The sequence below is a fragment of the Paraburkholderia sp. J69-1 genome (genome assembly GCF_905220255.1).
GTDB lineage: Bacteria > Pseudomonadota > Gammaproteobacteria > Burkholderiales > Burkholderiaceae > Paraburkholderia.
Window position 1 is genome coordinate 18,749 of the sequence record NZ_CAJMZG010000016.1, and the last position, 19,960, is coordinate 38,708.

At 63.3% G+C, this 19,960-nt stretch carries 17 protein-coding genes; 10 read left to right on the top strand and 7 right to left on the bottom strand.

Features of this window, described 5'->3' with window-relative positions:
- Window positions 1-141: 141 nt before the first annotated feature.
- The 3 genes from U5A67_RS26235 to U5A67_RS26245 all read left to right on the top strand — a co-directional run bounded on the left by U5A67_RS26235 (window position 142) and on the right by U5A67_RS26245 (window position 3,675).
- Window positions 142-1,575, top strand: a complete 1,434-nt coding sequence (locus tag U5A67_RS26235) for an aldehyde dehydrogenase family protein (RefSeq protein WP_321816466.1) — start codon at window positions 142-144, stop codon at window positions 1,573-1,575.
- A gap of 183 nt (window positions 1,576-1,758) precedes the next feature.
- Entirely contained in the window at window positions 1,759-2,949 is a 1,191-nt protein-coding gene (locus tag U5A67_RS26240; RefSeq protein ID WP_321816467.1) for a nitronate monooxygenase family protein, read from the top strand.
- An 84-nt stretch (window positions 2,950-3,033) separates the two neighbouring features.
- Window positions 3,034-3,675, top strand: coding sequence for an OmpW/AlkL family protein (locus tag U5A67_RS26245; protein ID WP_321816468.1), 642 nt, complete (start codon window positions 3,034-3,036; stop codon window positions 3,673-3,675).
- An 86-nt stretch (window positions 3,676-3,761) separates the two neighbouring features.
- Here the strand turns inward: U5A67_RS26245 and U5A67_RS26250 are convergent, their stop codons facing one another.
- Window positions 3,762-3,965, bottom strand: a complete 204-nt coding sequence (locus U5A67_RS26250) for a DUF1289 domain-containing protein (protein WP_321816469.1) — start codon at window positions 3,963-3,965, stop codon at window positions 3,762-3,764.
- 555 nt (window positions 3,966-4,520) lie between these two features.
- On the opposite strand from U5A67_RS26250, the gene U5A67_RS26255 reads away from it, so the two are divergent.
- The 4 genes from U5A67_RS26255 (at window position 4,521) to U5A67_RS26270 (ending at window position 8,670) form a co-directional block, all read left to right on the top strand.
- The gene (locus tag U5A67_RS26255; protein WP_205981685.1) at window positions 4,521-5,621 is read left to right on the top strand and encodes a polyamine ABC transporter substrate-binding protein; all 1,101 of its coding nucleotides are present in this window, start codon (window positions 4,521-4,523) and stop codon (window positions 5,619-5,621) included.
- 123 nt (window positions 5,622-5,744) lie between these two features.
- Window positions 5,745-6,905, top strand: coding sequence for an ABC transporter ATP-binding protein (locus tag U5A67_RS26260; RefSeq protein WP_205981684.1), 1,161 nt, complete (start codon window positions 5,745-5,747; stop codon window positions 6,903-6,905).
- Window positions 6,902-7,855 (top strand): ABC transporter permease subunit, encoded by a 954-nt coding sequence (locus U5A67_RS26265; RefSeq protein WP_205981683.1) that lies wholly within the window; start codon window positions 6,902-6,904, stop codon window positions 7,853-7,855. Before U5A67_RS26260 ends, U5A67_RS26265 begins: the two co-directional genes overlap by 4 nt.
- On the top strand, window positions 7,852-8,670 hold the full coding sequence (locus U5A67_RS26270) for an ABC transporter permease subunit (RefSeq protein WP_205981682.1): 819 nt from the start codon (window positions 7,852-7,854) through the stop codon (window positions 8,668-8,670). Before U5A67_RS26265 ends, U5A67_RS26270 begins: the two co-directional genes overlap by 4 nt.
- Window positions 8,671-8,736: 66 nt before the next feature.
- On the opposite strand, the gene U5A67_RS26275 is transcribed toward U5A67_RS26270, so the two are convergent.
- The gene (locus U5A67_RS26275; protein WP_321816470.1) at window positions 8,737-10,155 is read right to left on the bottom strand and encodes a methyl-accepting chemotaxis protein; all 1,419 of its coding nucleotides are present in this window, start codon (window positions 10,153-10,155) and stop codon (window positions 8,737-8,739) included.
- Window positions 10,156-10,356: 201 nt separating this feature from the next.
- On the opposite strand from U5A67_RS26275, the gene U5A67_RS26280 reads away from it, so the two are divergent.
- Both U5A67_RS26280 and U5A67_RS26285 read left to right on the top strand, forming a co-directional pair.
- Window positions 10,357-10,503, top strand: a complete 147-nt coding sequence (locus tag U5A67_RS26280) for a hypothetical protein (RefSeq protein WP_205981909.1) — start codon at window positions 10,357-10,359, stop codon at window positions 10,501-10,503.
- Window positions 10,504-10,542: 39 nt separating this feature from the next.
- Window positions 10,543-11,313, top strand: coding sequence for a class I SAM-dependent methyltransferase (locus tag U5A67_RS26285; RefSeq protein WP_321816471.1), 771 nt, complete (start codon window positions 10,543-10,545; stop codon window positions 11,311-11,313).
- Window positions 11,314-11,320: 7 nt separating this feature from the next.
- Here U5A67_RS26285 and U5A67_RS26290 read toward each other — a convergent pair whose 3' ends face one another.
- The 4 genes from U5A67_RS26290 to U5A67_RS26305 all read right to left on the bottom strand — a co-directional run bounded on the left by U5A67_RS26290 (window position 11,321) and on the right by U5A67_RS26305 (window position 15,865).
- Window positions 11,321-12,799, bottom strand: coding sequence for an NAD(P)/FAD-dependent oxidoreductase (locus U5A67_RS26290; protein ID WP_321816472.1), 1,479 nt, complete (start codon window positions 12,797-12,799; stop codon window positions 11,321-11,323).
- Between the two features lie 121 nt (window positions 12,800-12,920).
- Window positions 12,921-14,108 (bottom strand): tetratricopeptide repeat protein, encoded by a 1,188-nt coding sequence (locus U5A67_RS26295; protein ID WP_321816473.1) that lies wholly within the window; start codon window positions 14,106-14,108, stop codon window positions 12,921-12,923.
- Between the two features lie 118 nt (window positions 14,109-14,226).
- Window positions 14,227-14,907, bottom strand: coding sequence for a PspA/IM30 family protein (locus U5A67_RS26300; protein ID WP_205981677.1), 681 nt, complete (start codon window positions 14,905-14,907; stop codon window positions 14,227-14,229).
- A 370-nt stretch (window positions 14,908-15,277) separates the two neighbouring features.
- Window positions 15,278-15,865, bottom strand: coding sequence for a plasmid mobilization protein (locus U5A67_RS26305; protein WP_321816474.1), 588 nt, complete (start codon window positions 15,863-15,865; stop codon window positions 15,278-15,280).
- Window positions 15,866-16,487: 622 nt separating this feature from the next.
- Between U5A67_RS26305 and U5A67_RS26310 the strand changes: the two genes are divergently transcribed.
- Complete coding sequence (locus U5A67_RS26310) at window positions 16,488-19,010, top strand: penicillin-binding protein 1A (protein ID WP_205981675.1); 2,523 nt, start codon at window positions 16,488-16,490, stop codon at window positions 19,008-19,010.
- Window positions 19,011-19,319: 309 nt separating this feature from the next.
- Here the strand turns inward: U5A67_RS26310 and U5A67_RS26315 are convergent, their stop codons facing one another.
- Window positions 19,320-19,742, bottom strand: coding sequence for a hypothetical protein (locus tag U5A67_RS26315; RefSeq protein WP_321816475.1), 423 nt, complete (start codon window positions 19,740-19,742; stop codon window positions 19,320-19,322).
- Window positions 19,743-19,960 lie beyond the last annotated feature (218 nt).

Genomic DNA, 19,960 nt, shown 5'->3' on the forward strand with positions numbered 1-19,960 from the left:
GCGCAATCGAGTTGCGGCGTGTGCCGATGACGACCTCCATGCGCAGTCCACCTTCCGTAAGCGTCACCAAGCTAGAATGCGTGATCACGGCGTCCCGCAAGGCGACGCCATCAAATACACAAACGGAGACAGGAGCAGCGCATGAAACAGTACGACCAGCTCTACATCAACGGCCAATGGATTGCCCCGCAGGGCAAAGGCAGCATCGACGTATTCGATTCGGGCACCGAGGCCGTGATGGGCCGCATCCCCGAAGGCAACGAAGCCGATGCCGAAGCCGCCATCGCCGCCGCCCGCACGGCCTTCGACGCCTGGGCTGCCACACCTGCAGCCGAGCGCGGCGCGTATCTGCAAAAGATCGCCGATAACCTCAAAGCCCGCACCGACGAACTCGCACAACTGATCGCCGGCGAAGTCGGCATGCCGCTCAAGCTCGCGCGCGCGATCCAGGTGGGCGGCCCGGTCTACAACTGGGGCGCCTACGCGAAGCTCGCGAACGAATTCCAGTACGAGGAACGCGTCGGCAACTCGCTCGTCGTGCGCGAGCCGGTGGGCGTCGTCGCGGCCATTACGCCGTGGAACTATCCGCTCAACCAGATCACGCTCAAGGTTGCCGCCGCGCTGGCCGCAGGCTGCACCGTCGTGCTCAAGCCGTCCGAAATCGCGCCGCTGAACGCCTTCGTGCTGGCCGAGGCGATCCACGAAGCGGGCCTGCCCGCAGGCGTGTTCAATCTCGTGAGCGGATATGGCCCGGTCGTCGGCGAATTGATGGCGCGCCATCCGCAAGTCGATATGGTCTCGTTCACGGGCTCGACGCGCGCGGGCAAGCGCGTGTCGGAAGTGGCGTCCGCGAGCGTCAAGCGCGTGGCGCTGGAACTGGGCGGCAAATCGGCCTCCGTGGTGCTCGACGATGCCGATTTCGCCGCCGCCGTGAAGGGCACCGTGGGCGCGTGCTTCCTGAACTCGGGGCAGACCTGCTCGGCGCACACGCGCATGATCGTGCCGGAATCGCGCTACGAGGAAGCGCGCGAACTGGCTAAAGCGGCCGCCGAAGCCTATACCGTCGCCGATCCGCGCGACGAAAAGGCGAAGCTCGGCCCGCTCGCCTCGAAGGTGCAGCAGGAGCGCGTGCAGCACTACATCGAGCGCGGCCTGGCCGATGGCGCCGAACTCGTGACCGGCGGCGCCGGCATGCCCGATGGCCTGACGAAAGGCTTCTTCGTGAAGCCGACCGTGTTCGGCCGCGTGCCGCGCGACGCCGCCATCGCGCAGGAGGAAATCTTCGGCCCGGTGCTGACGATCCTCACGGCAAAGGACGAAGACGACGCCGTCGCCATCGCCAACGATTCGCTCTACGGTCTGGGCGGCGCAGTGTGGGCCGGCAGCGACGAGCGCGCGATGCGCGTGGCGCGCCGCATCCGCACGGGCCAGATCGACATCAACGGCGGCGCATGGAATATGGCCGCGCCGTTCGGCGGCTACAAGCAGTCGGGCCATGGCCGCGAAAACGGCGTCTACGGTCTCGAGGAATATCTAGAGTACAAGTCGATGCAGTTCAAGGTGCCGAAGGCCTGAGTCTTCGATAGCCCGTAGAAAACCGTCGCACCTTGCAAATGTCTCGGTGCGACGTCTTGATAAAGGTCATTGCTGCGGGAGTCATGACTGGCTCCCGCAATAATTTTTGACTTTTATCAATGCTGCAATTGGGGTGCGCGCGACCATTAGCGTTTTGTCATCGACAACGCAAAGCGGGTCACCATGTTTCCTGATCATTCATTCGCGCCGCTCCACCTTCGTGGCCGTCAACTGTTGCCCATCGTGCAAGGCGGCATGGGCGTGGGCATTTCCGCGCATCGGCTCGCGGGCAGTGTGGCGCGCGAGGGCGCGCTCGGCACCATCGCGAGTATCGATCTGCGCCATCATCACGCCGACCTCGTCGAGCAATGCCGCGCCGATCCGCGCCACGAAACGCTCGCGCAAGCCAATCTCGTCGCACTCGGTCGCGAGATCGAAGCGGCGCGCAGGCTGGCCGAAGGCCGCGGCATGATCGCCGTCAACGTCATGAAAGCCGTCAATGCCCACGCCGATTACGTGCGCGCGGCCTGCGAGCACGGCGCCGACGCCATCGTCATGGGCGCGGGTCTGCCGCTCGATCTGCCCGATCTCACGCAAGGCGTCGATATCGCGCTGATCCCGATTCTCTCGGATGCGCGCGGCGTTTCGCTGGTGCTCAAGAAGTGGATCAAGAAGGGGCGTCTGCCCGACGCCGTGGTGCTCGAACATCCGGCCCACGCGGGCGGCCACCTCGGCGTGACCGATCTCGCCGATATGCAGAACGATCGCTTTGGCTTCGAGCGCATCTTCGAGGAGCTGGACGCCGTGTACGCCACGCTCGGCATTACGCGCGCCGATGTGCCGCTGATCGTCGGCGGCGGCATCAACAGCCACGAAGCCGTGCGGCGCTGGCTGCAGGCGGGCGCCAATGGCGTGCAGGTGGGCACGCCGTTCGCGGTGACGGAAGAGGGCGACGCGCATCCGAACTTCAAGCGCGTGCTCGCCGATGCCAAACCGGAAGACATCGTCGAATTCGTCAGCGTGACGGGCTTGCCCGCGCGTGCGGTGAAAACGCCGTGGCTCGATCGTTACCTGCGCAACGAATCGCGTATTCGCGCCAAGATCGGCCAGGTGAAGAATGCTTGCCCGACCGCGCTCGAATGTCTGTCGGTGTGCGGGCTGCGCGATGGCATCGAGAAGTTCGGCCATTTCTGCATCGATACGCGCCTGGCCGCCGCGCTGCGCGGCGAGGTATCGAACGGGCTGTTTTTCCGCGGGCGCGAAGCGTTGCCTTTTGGCAACGCCATTCGCTCGGTGAGGGACCTTTTGGAGCTGCTTTTGACCGGTTCTGCGCGACCTGCTGTCGCACATCGCGCGGCGTTTGCGCTTAACTGATTCGCATCAAGCGTGGGATGACCCCTGCCTCGGAAAATTCGCACTGTCTTGCGAATTACCGCGGGAATCACAGGGGAAATCACCATGAAAAACCACACGAAGACCATCCTCGCCACGGCAGCGCTCGCACTGGCCGCAGCGTTCGGCGCATCGGCCGCGCAGGCCGCCACGCCCGATACGGGCATCTACGCGGGCGACTGGCTGGTGCGCCTGCGCGCGATCAGCATCATGCCGCAGGTAGGCACGAGCGGCACGCTCTCCACGCTGAAAACCGACGTCAACAACGCCATCGTTCCCGAGCTGGATTTCACCTACATGGTGACCAACAACATCGGCGCGGAACTGATTCTGGGCACGTCGCGCCATCAGGTCACGTCGAGCATCGGTGCGCTTGGCGGCGTCGGCGTGCTGCCGCCCACGCTGCTGCTGCAATACCACTTCAACAACGCCGGTGTGTTCCGGCCGTACGTGGGCGCGGGCATCAACTACACGCTGTTCTACAACAACGGTCTGCACGCGGGCGGCCAGCAGGTGTCGATCGACAACCATAGCTTCGGGCCGGCGCTGCAGTTCGGCGTCGACTATCAGGTCGCGAAGCATGTGTTCGTGAACGCCGACATCAAGAAGATCTGGATGCGCACGGGCGCGTCGCTCAACGGCCAGTCGATCGGCACGCTCTATATCGACCCGATCATCGTGGGGATCGGCGTCGGCATGAAGTTCTGAGCGCTTGCGCGTCAGACGCGCCTGTCAATGCAAACGCCGGCGTGTCCGGCGTTTTTTATGCACTACGCACACTCAAGCGCGCACGCTCAGGCGTCCTTGCGCTGAAAACGCATGGCGGTGCCTTCGCTTTCGATGCGGGTCCAGATGGCGCGCTTTTCCTCGTCGCTCAGAAAAACCCAGTTCGAGACTTCGATCGCGGTGCGGCCGCAGCCTTTGCAGATATCGTCGAAAAGCGTGGAGCACACGCCGATGCAGGGGCTGTCGGGAAGGTCGTGAAGATTGGATGCCATCGATCTGTCTTGGGGCGGGATGGCCGGGCAGAAAAGGGCGCGCCGGCCGGGCGGAAAACCCCGCTATGTTAACCGATAAGCCGGGGCGGGCTTTTTTTGCCCATCCAGTTGAAAGGGCAAGTAATTTTTTGGTGCAGGAATGGGCGGTATTCCGGTGCCGGGCGGCCGGCGTCGCGTGAAAGTTGCGTTCGCCGTTTTTTTTGTGGACAGGGACGCTCAAACGGCTAAAATTGCGCGCGATTTACCGTCTGCTGCACGCTTTGCGCGTGGGTCTATCGGCCATTCGGACGCTGTTCCGTTTGTGCGACAAGCTGGCGTTCTTTTTTGTCGCCTGGCGCGATTGATGGTAGGTTCGGTAAATTCTCGGGGCCGCCCGGTGCGGCACGCAGGCAGAACATGCAGTAAACACAAGGCGACGGCTGGCCATCAATCGCGAACTGCGCATTCATGCGCAAGCCATCGATTGGCCGGCAGTTCAAAGGCGGATACAGCCTGATAACACGCTGGGAATCAACTCAAACGACCTCAAGCGGCAGGCTCAGAACGGAGAACGGGATGAAGAAACGGGTTTTGGCGAAACTGGCTGTGCTCGCACTGTGTGCGTCGCCGTGGGTCGCGTCGGTCGCAAAAGACACGCAACTGAACGTGTACAACTGGTCCGATTACATCGCCAAAGACACGATTCCGAACTTCCAGAAGCAGACCGGCGTCACCGTCAAGTACGACAACTACGACAGCGACGACACGCTGCAGGCCAAGCTGCTCGCGGGCAATTCGGGTTACGACGTCGTCGTGCCGACCACCAATTACGCGGGCAAGCAGATCGCCGCCGGCATCTTCTCGCCGCTCGACAAGTCGAAGATCCCGAACCTCAAGTATCTCGATCCGCAACTGATGGCGCTGGTCGCCGGTGCGGATCCGGGCAACAAGTACGCGGTGCCCTGGGCCTACGGCACGACGGGTCTCGCCTATAACGTCGACAAGGCGCAGCAGATCCTCGGCAAGAACGTGCCGCTCGACAACTGGGACATCCTCTTCAAGCCCGAGAACCTCTCGAAGCTGAAGGCCTGCGGTGTTTCCGTGCTCGATGCGCCGGACCAGTTCTTCGCCGCCGCGCTGCACTACATCGGCAAAGACCCGCTTTCGACGAATCCGGACGACTATCGCGCCGCGCTCGCGATGATGAAGAAGATCCGTCCGTTCATCACGCAGTTCAGCTCGTCGGGCTACATCAATGACCTCGTGGGCGGCGACGTCTGCTTTGCGTACGGTTACTCGGGCGACGTCGTGATCGCCAAGCACCGCGCCATCGACGCGAAGAAGCCGTACAAGATCGAGTACGAAATCCCGAAGGGCGGCGCGCCGATCTGGTTTGACGTGATGACCATCCCGAAGGATGCGCAGCACAAGGAAGCCGCGCACGAGTGGATCAACTACATCGAGACGCCGCAGGTGCACGCCGCGATCACCAACGCCGTGTACTACCCGAGCGCCAATGCGGAAGCGCGCAAGTACGTGAACAAGGACATCGCCAACGATCCGGCGGTCTATCCGTCGCCGGAAGTGCTCAAGACGCTGTTCCTCCTCAAGCCGCTGCCGCCGGAAATCCAGCGCCTGCAGACGCGTCTGTGGACCGAATTCAAGTCGGGCCGCTGACGCGACCGGGAGCGTAGCTAGCGCTTCGTTTCACGTTTTACCCCAAGCCCTCGGCACCTACCGGGGGCTTTGTTCGTCAACCCCGTCCAGGTATCAAGTCAGAAAGGCAGGGCAGAGAGAATCATGAGTGACCAGTCGAGTGTGCCGGCCGCAGCCGGCGCGCTGCCTACGGGCTTCGCCGCGAGCGATCCAGCCGCGGACAACTTCGTGCAGGTCGTCGATGTCGTCAAGAAGTTTGGCGACACCACGGCCGTCAAGGGTGTCAACCTGTCGGTGAAGAAGGGCGAGCTGTTCGCGCTGCTTGGCAGCTCGGGCTGCGGCAAGTCCACCTTGCTGCGCATGCTGGCCGGTCTCGAATCGGTCACGTCGGGCAAGATCCTGATCGATGGCGAAGACCTCGCCACGCTGCCGCCGTACCGCCGTCCGGTCAACATGATGTTCCAGTCGTACGCGCTTTTCCCGCATATGACGGTGGAATCGAACGTCGGCTTCGGGCTGCGCCAGGAAGGCGTGAAAAAGGCCGAACTCCAGGAGCGCGTGGCCAATGTGCTCGAACTGGTGCAGATGTCGCGTTTCGCCAAACGTAAGCCGCATCAGCTTTCGGGCGGCCAGCAGCAGCGCGTCGCGCTGGCGCGCTCGCTCGTCAAGCGTCCCAAGCTGCTGCTGCTCGACGAGCCGATGTCCGCGCTCGACAAGCAGATTCGCCAGCGCACGCAGATCGAACTCGTCAACATTCTCGACAAGGTCGGCGTGACCTGCATCATGGTCACCCACGACCAGGAAGAAGCGATGACGATGGCGGGCCGCCTCGCCGTCATGAGCGAAGGCGAGATCGTCCAGCTCGGCACGCCGAATCAGGTCTACGAGTATCCGAATAGCCGCTTCTCGGCGGAATTCATCGGCTCGACCAATCTGTTCGAAGGCAAGGTGGTGGAAGACGAACCGGACCACGTCTACGTGGAATCGCCGGATCTGCCCGTGCATCTTTACGTGAACCACGGCATCACCGGACCGCTCGGCATGCCCGTGACGATCTCGGTGCGCCCGGAGCGCATCTCGCTCACGCGCAAGCCGCCCGAAGGCGTCTTCAACTGGGGCAAGGGCGTGGTGAAGAACATCGCGTACATGGGCGGCTACTCGCTCTATCACGTCAAGCTCGACTCGGGCAAGACGGTGATCGCGAACATGTCTAGCCTCGCGCTTTCCGAAATCGATTCCCCGACCTGGGAAGACGAAGTCTATGTGCGCTGGAGCGCCTCGGCCGGTGTGGTGCTGACGTCATGAGCACTACGCCTATCAGCGCCCCAGGCAGGTTCAGGAAGATCCTGAACTGGCCGGCGAAGCGCTTCAACCTGACCGGTCGCACTGCCGTGGTGGCGGGACCGTTCTTCTGGTTGCTGCTGTTCTTCCTCGTGCCGTTCATCCTGGTGGTGAAGATCAGCTTCGCCGACCAGCAACTGGGCATTCCGCCGTACACGGAACTCACGTCGTTCAGTGACGGGGTCTGGCACATCGCGCTCGACCTCTCGCACTACGCGTTTCTGTTCCAGGACAGCCTGTATTTCGCGACCTACGTGAATTCGGTGGTCGTGGCGGGGATTTCGACGCTGCTGTGTCTGCTGATCGGCTATCCGATGGCGTACTACATCGCGCGCTCGAATCCGGCCACGCGCAACATCCTCATGATGGCCGTGATGTTGCCGTTCTGGACCTCGTTCCTGATCCGCGTCTACGCATGGATCGGCATTCTGAAGAACAACGGACTGCTGAACAATTTCCTGATGTGGACCGGCCTCATCCATTCGCCGATCGAGCTGTATCACACCAACACGGCCGTTTATATCGGCATGGTGTATTCGTATCTGCCGTTTCTCGTGATGCCGCTTTACGCGCATCTCGTGAAGATGGATCTGACGCTGCTCGAAGCGGCCTACGATCTGGGCGCGAAGCCGTGGCGCGCGTTCCTCGAAATCACGCTGCCGCTCTCGAAGAACGGCATCATCGCGGGCTGTCTGCTGGTGTTCATCCCGGCGGTGGGCGAGTACGTGATTCCCGAACTGCTCGGCGGCGCGAATACGCTGATGATCGGCCGCGTCATGTGGAACGAGTTCTTCGATAACGCCGACTGGCCGATGGCTTCCGCCGTGACCTGCGCCATGGTCCTGCTGCTGCTCGTGCCGATGGCGATGTTCCAGCACTTCCAGGCAAAAGAACTGGAGGGCCGCGGCAAATGAAACCGAATCGCGTACTGCAATTCATCGCGCTCGGCCTTGGCTTTGCGTTCCTCTATATCCCGATCGTCAGCCTGATCGTGTACTCGTTCAACGAGTCGCAACTGGTGACGGTGTGGACGCACTTCTCGACGCGCTGGTACGAAGCACTCGCCACCGACGACGAACTCATCAACGCCGCGTGGCTGTCGCTGCGCATCGCGCTGATGACGGCGTTCGCCTCGGTGATCATCGGCACGTGGGCGGGTTTCGTGCTCGCGCGCATGGGCAATTTCCGCGGCTTCACGCTCTACACGGGCATGATCAACGCGCCGCTGGTGATTCCCGAAGTGATCCAGGGCATCTCGCTGCTGCTGCTGTTCGTCGAAATGGGCAAGCTGCTCGGCTGGCCCGCGGGGCGCGGCGTGTTCACGATCTGGATCGGCCACGTGATGCTGTGCATCTCGTACGTCGCCATCATCGTGCAGTCGCGCGTGCGCGAACTCAATCCGTCGCTCGAAGAAGCGGCGCTCGATCTGGGCGCGACGCCGTTCAAGGTGTTCTTCCAGATCACGCTGCCGCTGATTTCGCAGGCGCTTGCGGCCGGCTGGCTGCTGTCGTTCACGCTGTCGATCGACGACCTCGTGCTGTCCGCGTTCCTCTCGGGCCCAGGCTCGACGACGCTGCCGCTCGTGGTGTTCTCGCGCGTGCGCCTCGGCCTGAATCCGGAAATGAACGCGCTCGCGACGCTCTTTATCGCCGTGGTGACGGTGGGGGTGATCGTCGGCAACTACTTCATGCAGCGCGCCGAGCGCAAACGCATGGCGATGGCGGTCTGACGCTTTTCCATCAGCCGGTGGAACATCGAACGGCGCGTGGGCTTCGGTCCACGCGCCGTTTTCCATTCAGAGCCGATAACCCATGCGGAAACCGCCCCAATGCCGCCCATTGACGAAGATCGGCGCGGAGGCGTCCTTCATCATCGCGAACTGGCCGCCGCCCATATCGCGCCGGTAGGTTTGCAGCAGGAACGACTGCGTGTGCGAGCCCGCCGCCACGCCGGTGCGATCGCCAAAGATGCGCCGATTGCGGCAGTTCGCGGCGTTCCAGACCGGATCGGCGCCTTGCGGATGCGAGAACTTGCGGTTGTGCGTCGGAATATAGCCGCGCGGATCGATCGCCGCGCAAAACGCCACGCGCGCGTCGAGCGCCAGCAGCGGTTCGAGAATCGTGGGCAGCACGCGGTCGGTGAAAACGGTGAAGCGCGTCGTGTGCTGCTGCGGATTGCTGTTGGGCACCGGCGCGTACTGCTGGTCGAACAGGTCGGCTTGCGCGATCTCGCCGCGCGCGATGGCCGCTTCGAACAGCTTGCCCACCTGTTTCGCCGCGCCTTGCACCGCTTCGATAAAGCGCGTGTCCTCGGTTTCGACGCCGGTCGCGGCCGATAGCTCGATCAAGGTTTCCGAAACCGTCAGCAGCTTGCCAAGCTGATCCTTGGCCTGCGCGAAATTGCGGCTCGAATCTTCGACGCCGTTGGCCATGTCGCTGACTTGCGCTTCCAGACCGTCGCACTGAGTTTCGATTTCGGCGCTCAACTGGGCGATCTCGCCTGCGTGGGTGTCGAGCTGCTTGATGGCATCGCCGGTACTGTGCACGGCCTCGCCGATGGTGCGCGTGCCTTCGCGCACGCGATGCGCGCGTTCGGTATTGGCGGCGCCTTCCACGATCAGGCGCTCGGTCTGCTGGCTGAGTTGCGCGAGCGTGCGCTCGATCTGGCCGGTCGCCTGCGCGGTCTTGGCCGAGAGATTCTTCACCTCGGACGCCACCACGGCGAAACTCTTGCCCATTTCGCCTGCGCGCGCGGCTTCGATGGCGGCGTTCAGCGCAAGCAACTGGGTCTGACGCGCGATCAGCGAAATTTCCTCGGAAACCTTCGAGACATGCTCCAGTGCGCTTTTGAGCGCGCCGATCTGGCTCTCGATAACGGTCACGCCTTCCACGAGGCCGTGAATATCGTCGAGCGAAGCGTCGATGGTCTGCTGCGACGCCTGCACGGTGGCGGCCGTGCCCGCGCTGACTTCGCGCATGGCGCGCGCCGCGACGGCGATCTGGTGATTCCCGGCCAGCGTATGCGCGGCCGATTCGCGCAGCGACTGGCACACGCCGGCCTGATGCTGCACCCGCGCGGCGACCGCATCGACATTGCCGGACACATCGCAGATTTCGATACCGAGCCGGCCCGCATGCGCCGCGATATCGCCGACGACCGCAGCCCGATTGCCGGTGCGGCGGCGGCCGCGCCAGTTGATGCGCAAAACTGTCATTGGGTGTCTCCTCCATGCCATTCGCGACTTGCTCCCGGTCGCCGCGCCGCCTTGCTGCGCGCGCGAACGCCAGGATTTCAACTTGTTTACGGCGCCGCGGCCGGGTCACTTTAGCGTCGCCAGGTAGCGACACGCTATGATCGGGGAAACACGGGTCAGGCGCGCAAGGTCGAGCAAGCCGCCGCCCGCAGCGGAAACACGATGATTGAAACGATTTTGAATGGGGGCGCGATCTCGTCGATGACGACGATATCGACGCTCTGGCAACAACTGATGCAGCTCTGGGAACTGATCGTGATGGTCTGCCGGTTTTTGTGGGACCTGCTCAGGATGCTGGGCGGGGTGTGACAGCCGGCGGAAAACGGGGCGACAACACGAGGACACACGATGATCGACGATTCCACCCGGCGTTTCACCGACCGGGTCGCAGACTACGTGAAGTACCGGCCGACTTATCCGCGCGAAGTCGCGACTTTCGTGCATGTCGAGTGCGGCGTGGCGCCCGCTGCGACGGTGGCGGATATCGGCGCGGGCACGGGCATTTCCTCGAAGCTTTTTCTCGATGCCGGGCATCCGGTGGTTGCCGTGGAACCGAACGCAGCGATGCGCGAGGCTGCGGATCGGCTGCTCGCGGCTTACCCGGTTTATCGCAGCGTGGCGGGCACGGCCGAAGCCACGACACTCGCCGATGCCAGCGTGGACCTCGTGGCGGCCGCGCAAGCCTTCCATTGGTTCGACAAAGCCGCCGCGCGCCGCGAATTCGCGCGCATTCTCAAACCGCGCGGCAAGATCGTGCTGTTCTGGAATAGCCGCAAGCTGAAGGGCTCGGCGTTTCTTGAAGGCTACGAAGCGCTGCTGCAGCGTTTTTCCACCGATTACACGCGCGTCGCCGAAACCTATCCCAGCGACGACGCCATGGCCGACTGGTTCAACGACGGCTTCGAGCAGAAAACCGTGTTTCCGAACGCCCAGTTGCTCGATTTCGACGGTTTGCGCGGGCGGCTGGCTTCGTCCTCCTACGCACCCAAACCCGGCGACGAGCGCTACGAACCGATGCTCGCCGCGCTGCGCGAACTATTCGACACCACGCAGCAGGACGGGCTCGTGAACTTCGCTTATGAAACGCGTGTCTTCGCGGGCAAACCGCTGCGCGCGTGAGCGGGCATCAGCGCACGAACTCGTAATCGCTCGCGCGCACGCGCCGCGTCTTGCGGCGAAACGTGAACGTGAAACCCGGCCATAGCGAGGTGACCTTGCCACTGCGCGTCTGATACCAGCTATGGCAGCCCGAGGTCCAGACCGTGCGTTTCAACTGCGACTGCAGCGCGTCGTTAAAGGCGCGCTGCACCTCCGGCCGCACGCTCATCGTGCGCGCGCCACGACGCTTGAGCACGCGGATACACCCGGCGATATAGCGGATCTGCGACTCGATCATGTAGATCATCGAATTGTGGCCGAGCCCCGTATTCGGGCCGATCACGAAGAACAGATTCGGAAAGCCCGCCACGCTCGCGCCCAGATACGCTTCGGGACCGTCGCGGCGCCACGCCTCGCCAAGATCGGCGCCATTTAGTCCGCTCACGTGGAAAGGCGCATCCACATCGTTCACCTGGAAGCCCGTGCCGCAGACGATCGCATCGAACGCGTGATGCACGCCATCGCTTGTGACGATGCCATCGGCGACGATTTCGCGAATCGGCTCGGTCAATACCGCGACATTCGATTGCGTCAGCGCGGGCAGGTAATCGCTCGACAACAACACGCGCTTGCAGCCGAGCGCGTAGTCGGGCGCAAGCTTCGCGCGCAACACGGGGTCTTTGACCTTGTGCGCGAGATAGTTGCGCGCGAATTTCATCGGCGCTTTGAGCAGGCGCTGATCGACCACAAAACCCAGCGCGCGCGATTCGAGCTGGCAATAAATCGCCGCGCGTGCGAGACGCTGCGCAAACGGAATATGCCGATAAATCCAGCGTCGGCGCGCATCGATCGCCCGGTCGCGACGCGGCATGATCCACGGCGCAGTGCGCTGAAACACCGTGAGTTGCGCGACTTGCGGCTGGATGCGCGGCACGAACTGGATCGCGCTTGCACCCGTGCCGATCACCGCCACGCGCTTGCCTTCGAGCGCGTAATCGTGATCCCAGCGCGCCGAATGAAACACCTTGCCTTCGAAACGCTCCAGCCCGGCAATCGCCGGCAGGGCGGGGCGCGAGAGCGGGCCGTTCGCGGCGATCAGCAGATCGGCCTCGACGGTTTCAATCGCACCGTCGCGCTCGATTTCGAGGCTCCATACGCGGCGCGTTTCATCGAAGCGCGCCGCGCTCACGCGCGAACGCCAGACGATAAAACGCTCGACGTCATACTTGCGCGCGCAACGTTCCAGATAAGCGAGGATTTCGCGCTGCGGTGCGAAGGTGCGCGTCCAGTCCGGATTCGGCTCGAAAGAAAATGAATAGAGGTGCGAAGGAACATCGCAGGCGGCGCCGGGATAGGCGTTATCGCGCCACGTGCCGCCGAGACTGTCCGCGGCTTCGTAAATCGTGAACGATTCGATCCCCATGCGCCGAAGCTGGATCGCCATGCCAAGGCCGGAAAACCCGCTCCCGACGATCGCGATGCGCGGCGTGCCCGCGTGTGTGGCCATATTGGTCCGATTCGAAGTGTGATGCGCCGATTCAAGCAAAACGGGCTCCGTGAAGGAGCCCGTGTGGCGAAGCCGGCGAGGAAAGCTGCGGGCGTGGCCAGTTCGACACTGGCGACCAGGTTCAGGAGTTCCAGTCGTCCGAGGAGTCGTTGCTGCCCATGTCGACACCGCCGCCACCGGAGCCATCGTCCCAGTCGTTGGAACCCTGGCCGAAATCGACGCCGCCATCGTTGTTGCCACGGCGACGGTCGTCATCGCGATCGACGATCACATCGCGTTCGATCACGCGGTCACGGCCGGAATTGAGCGCTTCGCCCAGCAGCACGCCGGTCAACAGACCGCCCATGCCACCCATGCCGCCACCGCCTTGCTGGACGATGACCTGGGGCGGTTGCTGTTGCGGCGGATATTGAGGCGGATACTGCGGCTGACGCCCGAATGCGGCATCGGCTTCCCGCGCATAGGAGGAATCGGAACCGTAAGCCGCCGCTGGCGCGGCGGCCTGGGCGTTCGGATCGGGACGACCTTCGGCGCGGGCCTTGAGGCTCGCGAACTGGCGCTCCAGATCTTCGATCTCATACGGCGCGACCGGGCTCGTGCTGCCCGAGAGCTTTTCGACCACGCTGCGCAACTGCGTCTCGAAGGCTTCGACGTCTTTTTCGAGCGCTTCGTGACCGGCAACCGTCGAGAGTTTCACGTCGAGCTTGAGCGAACGCACGGCGTTGAGCAGTTCGGTGGCGCGCTTGAGTTGATCGCGACGGTCGTCGCCGGCCTTGGCGTCGTCATTCGACTTCGCGCGGCGCAGCGTCCAGCGCAGCACCAGCGCAATGCCGATCACAACGATCACAATGCCGATCCACATGCCCATGCCGGGACCGTGCCGTTGCGGCGCAGCGGCGGTCGCCATGGCGGCGGCAGGCGCGACGGATTGCGACTGCTGCGCGAACGGATTGCTCGTGCGGCTGGTGGTGGTGGCGCCGGCGCGCGTCGCATCGGAGCGAATCTTCGCCTCGACTTGCGCGAAACGCTGCGGCTGCGTAAAGCGGATCTGCGGGTCCAGCGACTTCGCCTGCTGGACCTGCGTGAGCGCATCGGCGTAACGGCCTTCGCGGTTGAGCACCTGCGCGTACAGATAGTGCGCGCGGGCGTTGTCGGGGTGCGCCTGCAGAACCTCGGCGAGGCCGGCGTCCGCGCGTTGCCAGTCGCCTTGCGACATCGCGGATTCGATCTGCTGCACGCTGGGCACGGCAAACGCCGCGCCGCTCACGAGGGCGAGCGAGGCGAAGACAGCGAGGAGAAACTTTTTCATGTTGCAGGCCGGGCGGTTTGTTGCCCGTCTCCGTGACATACGTTACGTGGATGCGGCACAGCGTTCAGACAATCGATGACAACCGTCTGGCCGCGCCGCATCCGTCACGCGCGGCGCGTTACTGCGCCGGCGTATTGAGCTGCTTTTTCAGGGCTTCGAGGCGGTCGTCCACCGACGGGCCCTTGTTGAGCGCGGCGAGCTTGTCGTCGAGTGCCTTGCCGCTGGAGGCGTCCGCCGAATTCAGTCGGGCGTCCGAGCGCGCGTTCGACAGGTTCACCTTGTCTTCGAGCTTCTGGAAGTCCTGCGCAAGATTCTTGCCGCCGATACCGCCGAGCGCCGTAGCCGCGACGTCCTTGGCCTGAGCGATCTGCTGCTTCGCCTGCAGGATGTTCGAGCGCGCGTTCAGGTCGTTACGACGCGAACGCATGTCGTCGATCTGCTGCTTGAGCTGGTCGACCGACGGTTCGAGCTTGGCGAGTTCGCCGGCCAGCGCATCGCGTTCGGCTTCGGCCGTCGACTGCGCGCCGAGCGCTTCGCGGGCGAGCGCTTCGTCGCCCGATTGCAGGGCGCGCTTCGCGCCGTCTTCGTACTTCTTCGCCTTGTCGGCGGCCACGTCGCGCTTGCTTTGCTGCATCGCGACCTGTGCCTGAATCTCGACGAGCGAGTTCTCGGCCTTGGCGATGCTGTCGTCGAGTTCGCGCACGATCTGGCGCGCGTCGCGCGACGGGTCTTGCACGGAATCGGCCGCGTCGTTCAGGAGACCCTTGACCGTGCGAGAGATGGAGTCGAAAAGCGACATGGAATTCCTCCGGTGTATTGAGATCGGCCCCTGTGGGCCGCAATGCCTGCGTGCATGCCGCGCTGTGACGTGACTGAGTGCGTTCCTCGCATTCAGCTTACGCCGCTTTGCGCTGGCTGCGCATGCAGCGCGAAAATCGGGGCGCTTCGGCCAATTGCAAGAGATGCGCGCGGCGCGTGATCGAAAATGTCACGCGATGAGCGGTGGTATCTGTTGCGCCTTGCGTGGCGCCTGCGGACCCAACCTTACGTCAGCGTTTCGATCGTCTGGCCGGCCCGCAATGCTCGCGGATATTACACCACGAGGTCTCTTAAAAGGGACTTAAAGGCCCGCGCAGGCCGCAACGCGCCGATGTGGCCGATGCAGGATGTCACGCAAACTTTCCGCTTTCCGGCGCGGAGTCGCTGTCCTGTGCATCTTCGTCGTCGAGGATGCGCTGCGTGCGCGTGAAGGGCGCGTCGCTGAGCGGCGGCAGCGGGGCGCTATCGTGCAGATGCGCCTTGGCGGCGAGCGCGTTTTCAGCTTCGGCTTGCGCCTGCGCAGCGTGCGCTTCGGCCGCCAGACGCGCGACGGTTTGCGCCAGCGTGTGCTCGGCGTGATTCGGTGCGAGATCGGGGACTGAATCGTTTTCAGGCGCGGTTTCGGGGTTCGCGTCGTGCGCGGCCGGCGCGCTGCTTTCCTGCGGTTGCGCAGCGGGGCGCACGGCGGCGCCGCGTCCCGCACGCAGCGGTTTCGCCGCTTTACGCAGCACCTGGGCGAGCGCATCGGGTTCGCGCGGCGCATTGAGCCGATCGACGATGCTCGCGGCCTTCACCTGATCGCTGGTCGCGCTGAAAGCGATGACAGCGCGCCGCATCAGCTCGCTGACGCTGATACCGAGTTCGTCGGCCGTGGCGGAAATCGCGCGCTTCTGGGCGGGCGTGACGAAGACGACGATGCGTTCGCTAGGCTTGTTCATGATCGGCTGGCCGGAAAATCAGCGCTGAAATCGGCTGCGAAGTGAACCTCGCCGGCAGTGCGCACGGCAGGCGAGGCGAGCAGGGCGTAGGCAATCACTCCATCATAAGACGAGACGCGCGTGGCGCAACGCAAAGATGCGCGTGCGGCCTTGCCATGTCACGCAACAATGTATCGCGCATAAGGCTAATGACCGCGTATTACCGTATCGAGCTGTGTGTCGATTCGATATTTTCTCCGCAGAACCGTGCAGATGGCGCAAGGTGCCGTCACGAAGGCAAAACAAGGCAGGGCACCACTGCGAGTCCAGGAAACTCTTACAAAAAAAGCGCGACCGTCGCCGCGCGATTTATTTAGAATGCGCTGTTACATTTCGCGTGGACGCTTTTTTTAGCGGCTTTGCGCGAAAGGTTACTGAAAGCGTAACCACGCGACGGCGCGCCTTACCCGCGCGCCGCGTGACCGGACGGGGGCGTTGCCGGTCACGCCACGGCACCGCACTCGGGGTGCGATGCCGTACACGCCGCATTGGCGCCATGACGCCATGATCAGATCAATGCGCGCTCTATGTCTTCATCGAGCGCAGCCGGGGCGCAGTACCAGATGCGCCAATCATCCCAGTCATGCCTATCATCAAACGACCGCCTTCACCGCAATACCCGAACGACGATCGGGAACCTTCCTTCAACAACGCACGCCAGCAGCGCAACGAAGAGCCTCGCGCGGACTCGCGTGGCGGCTCGCGCGGCGATCGCCCGCGCAAGCGTTCCTTCGGTGCATCGCTCGCACTGTGGTTCGCGGGCCTGATCGCGACGCTGTGCGTCGTGGGCGCGCTGATCGTCGGCTATGCGCTCGTCGTCATGGGGCCGCAGTTGCCCTCGCTCGACGCGCTCACCAACTATCAGCCGAAGGTGCCGCTGCGCATCTATACCGCCGATCACGTGATGATCGGCGAGTTCGGCGATGAGCGTCGTCAGCTGGTGCGCTTCCAGGACATCCCGGACGTGCAGAAGAAGGCCGTCCTCGCGATCGAGGACTACCGCTTCTACGAACACGGCGGCGTCGACTTCGTGGGCATTCTGCGCGCGGGCGTGGCCGACCTGATGCACGGCGGCGCGTCGCAGGGCGCGAGCACGATCACGATGCAGGTCGCGCGTAACTTCTTCCTTTCGAGCGAGAAGACCTACACGCGCAAGATCTACGAAATGATGCTCGCCTACAAGATCGAGCGCGCGCTCACGAAGGACCAGATCCTCGAGCTGTACATGAACCAGATTTATCTGGGTCAGCGCGCCTACGGTTTCTCGGCGGCGGCGCGCGTGTACTTCGGCAAGGATCTGAAGGACATCACGCTGGCCGAAGCGGCCATGCTCGCCGGTCTGCCGAAGGCGCCGTCGGCGTATAACCCGATCGTCAATCCGAAGCGCGCGAAGATTCGCCAGCAGTACATCCTCAAGCGCATGCTCGATCTGGGCTACGTCACCCAGGCGCAGTACGACGAAGCCGTGAAGGAGCCGCTGCACACGCGCACCACCGGCACCGAGTACAGCGTGCACGCCGAGTACATCGCGGAAATGGTGCGTCAGATGATGTACGCGCAGTACAAGGACGAAACCTACACGCGCGGTCTGACGGTCACCACGACCATCGATTCGGCCGATCAGAATGCCGCTTACGCCGCCGTGCGCAAGGGCGTGATGGATTACGAGCGCCGTCACGGCTATCGCGGCCCGGAAGGCTTCGTGCAACTGCCGGCAGCCGGCGACGACCGCGATCAGGCGATCGACGACGCGCTCACCGATCACCCGGACAACGGCGATATCGTCTCGGCTGTCGTGACCGAAGCCGGTCCGAAGTCGGTGACCGCGCAACTGCTCGACGGCACCTCGGTCAACATCACGGGCGAAGGTCTGCGCTTCGCGGCGACGGGTCTGTCGACGCGCGCTTCGGCGGCGATGAAGATCCGCGCGGGCTCGATCGTGCGCCTGATCGCGGATGAAAAGAACAACTGGCAGATCACGCAGTTGCCGCAGGTGGAAGGCGCGCTGGTGTCGCTCAGGCCGCAGGACGGCGCGATTCGCGCGTTGATCGGCGGCTTCGACTTCAACAAGAACAAGTTCAACCACGTGACGCAGGCATGGCGTCAGCCGGGTTCGAGCTTCAAGCCGTTCATCTATTCGGCATCGCTCGAAAAGGGTCTGGGACCGGCGACCATCATCAACGATGCGCCGCTGTACTTCCCGCCCAGCTCGCCGGGCGGCGACGCGTGGGAGCCGAAGGACGACGACCAGCCGGACGGTCCGATGCCGATGCGCCTCGCGCTGCAGAAGTCGAAGAACCTCGTGTCGATCCGCATTCTGTCGTACATCGGCACGAAGTACGCGCAGGACTACGTGACGCAACGTTTCGGCTTCGACGCGGACAAGACGCCGCCTTATCTGCCGATGGCGCTGGGCGCGGGTCTGGTGACGCCGCTGCAGTCGGCGGGCGCGTATAGCGTGTTCGCTAACGGCGGCTATCGCATCAATCCGTATCTGATCGCCGAAGTTGACGATGCGCACGGTCAACCGGTGTCGCGCGCGCAGCCGCTCGTCGCGGGCCAGAACGCTCCGCAGACGCTCACGCCGCGCAACGCGTACATCATGAACAGCCTGCTGCATTCGGTGGCGACGGCGGGGACGGGCGCGGGCACCAACGTGCTGCATCGCGACGACCTGCAAGGCAAGACCGGTACGACCAACGATGCGCACGACGGCTGGTTCGCCGGCTATCAGCGCAATCTGGTGGCGGTGGCGTGGATGGGTTACGACCAGCCGAAGAGCCTCGGTAGCCGCGAGTTCGGTGCGCAGCTTGCGTTGCCGATCTGGGTGAACTACATGAGCCAGGCGCTGCGCAATATCCCGCAGGAAGAACCGCCGATGCCGGCCGGTATCACGACGATCGGCGGCGAGCTTTATTACTCGGATGTCACGCCGGGTGCGGGCTTCGTTTCGGCGATTGGCATGGATTCGGGCATGCCCGCGGGCGCGGCAAGCGACGCCAGCGGCGCGACCGGCAGCATGGGTCCGGGCGGCATGACGCCGCCGAACGTCACCTCCAGCGAGAAGCAGCAGATTATGGATCTGTTCGAAACGAACAAGCCTTGATCGATCGTTCGGGTTGCCAGGCAGCCCGGGCGATAGCGGTAAACACACAGCAAAACACGGCACCCCGGCAACGGCGTGCCGTGTTTTGTTTTGCACGGACGATTTCCTTTTGCAACAAGCACTTGGGCAGGTTGCCCAGGGCTTTTCCACAGGCCCATCAACAAAATCTGTTGATAACCTGAGCGCGAATCGTTGTTCTGTTGTCCACAGTTTTTGTTGGCAGCCCTGTGGGTAACCTTGGGAGAGCGAAGCTAACTGTCTGATCCGCAAGCGCTTGTGCCTGCGTATAGCGGATGAAGCAGCGCTGCATCAAAACGTATTGTCGTATCGCACTCCGATGGTTTTGCCGTGCGAACCGCCCGAATACATGACCGCCCAGTGCGTGAGCCAGGCGCCCGTGAGCGCGCCCAGGGCGTCGGCGAACAGATCCTTGTACGAGAAACCATCGGTGCGGCAGGTACCGTCGATGGTCTCCTTCACCAGACCGGGCACGGTGCCGAACAGCGTGCCGTAGATCACCGGATGATCGGTGTCGCGCATCAGCCAGCCGCCGATCGCGCCGAACGGTGCGGAAACGCCGAAGTGCTCGAGCTTGTCCGTGCCGGTCCAGCGATCGTTGGTCTGGACGCGAAAACCGCCGTGCGATCCGTTGCAGTCGAAACTCGCGTGCGCGGTGGCGCTGGCCATGAGCAGCAGTGCGGCGCAAAGACCGCCTTTGGTGTGAAGTGCCATGATCGGTGAGGTCGGAAGTGCAGAGGTTGTGGTTGTTTGCTGTCCTCGTCGCGCGCCAAAGCCAGCCGTTTTCTCTCCATCGAACCGGGCATTATTTATAAAGGAATCCGAATTAATCGATTCGCTTAGCCTCGATTTGCAGCCGAGTGTATCAGTAAAGTCTTAAATGTTTACTTGAGATCTTCCCGTCGGAGAAATGTGAAATACGCCCTGAGAAA